Annotated in this window: 1 protein-coding gene; it reads left to right on the top strand. The window is 68.6% G+C overall.

Going from position 1 to position 1,237, the window contains the following annotated elements; translation table 11 throughout:
* A partial coding sequence (locus G3N61_RS39130) for an efflux transporter outer membrane subunit (protein WP_205825126.1) occupies window positions 1-1,237 on the top strand: 1,237 nt, incomplete at both ends.

Below are 1,237 nucleotides of genomic sequence, written 5' to 3'. Positions count from 1 at the left end.
TACGCGACGCAGCCGGGTGCGGCCGGCGCGCGCAGCGCGAACGGCCAGGCCGCGACCGCCATCGGCTGGCGCGAGTTCTTCGTCGATCCGCGCCTGCAGCGGCTGATCGAGATCGCGCTGAAAAACAACCGCGACCTGCGCGTGTCGGTGCTGAACATCGAGGCGGCGCGTGCGCAGTACCAGATCACGCGCGCGGGCCTGTTCCCGACGCTCGATGCGACGGGTACCGGTAACCGTCAGCGCCTGCCGAATGCGCTGTCGGTGGCGCCGGGCCGGAACATCACGACGACCTACAACGTCGGCCTGTCGGCGTCGTGGGAACTCGACCTGTTCGGCCGCGTGCAGAGCCTGAAGGACCAGGCGCTCGCGCAGTACCTGGCGACCGCGTATGCGCGGCAGGCGTCGGAGATCTCGCTGGTGTCGCAGGTGGCCGATCAATACCTGACGCTGCTGTCGACCGACGATCTGCTGAAGGTCACGGAGGACACGCTGAAGACGGCGCAGGCGTCGTACGACCTGACGAAGCTGCAGTTCGACAACGGCACGGGTTCCGAGCTCGAGCTGCGTCAGGCGCAGACGGTGGTCGAGCAGGCGCTGGCGAACCAGCAGGCGCAGGCGCGTGCGCGTGCGCAGGCGCTGAACTACCTGGTGCTGCTGATCGGCGAGCCGCTGCCGGACGATCTGCCGGCGGGCATGCCGCTCGACGCGCAGAACCTGCTGACGGACGTGCCGGCTGGCCTGCCGTCCGACCTGCTGACGCGTCGCCCCGACGTGATGCAGGCCGAGCAGTCGCTGCTGGCGGCGAACGCGAACATCGGTGCGGCACGCGCGGCGTTCTTCCCGAAGATCTCGCTGACGGCCGCGTTCGGTACGGCGAGCCCGACGCTGGGCGGTCTGTTCAAGGCCGGCACGGCGGCGTGGTCGTTCGCGCCGAACATCGCGCTGCCGATCTTCGAGGGCGGCGCGAACATCGCGAACCTCGATCTTGCACACGTGCAGAAGCGCATCGAGATCGCGAACTACGAGAAGGCGATCCAGTCGGCGTTCCGCGACGTGGCGGACGGGCTGGCCGCACGCGGCACGTACGACCAGCAGATCGCGGCGCTGGAGCGCAACGAGCACGCGCAGCAGCGACGTTTCGACCTGTCGGACCTGCGTTACAAGAACGGTGTCGACAGCTACCTGTCGGTGCTGACCGCGCAGACGGACCTGTACACCGCGCAGCAGTCGCTGATCA

Source organism: Burkholderia sp. Ac-20349 (assembly GCF_017104865.1).
Classification (GTDB): domain Bacteria; phylum Pseudomonadota; class Gammaproteobacteria; order Burkholderiales; family Burkholderiaceae; genus Burkholderia; species Burkholderia aenigmatica.
This window is presented reverse-complemented; position numbering and strand designations above follow the sequence as displayed.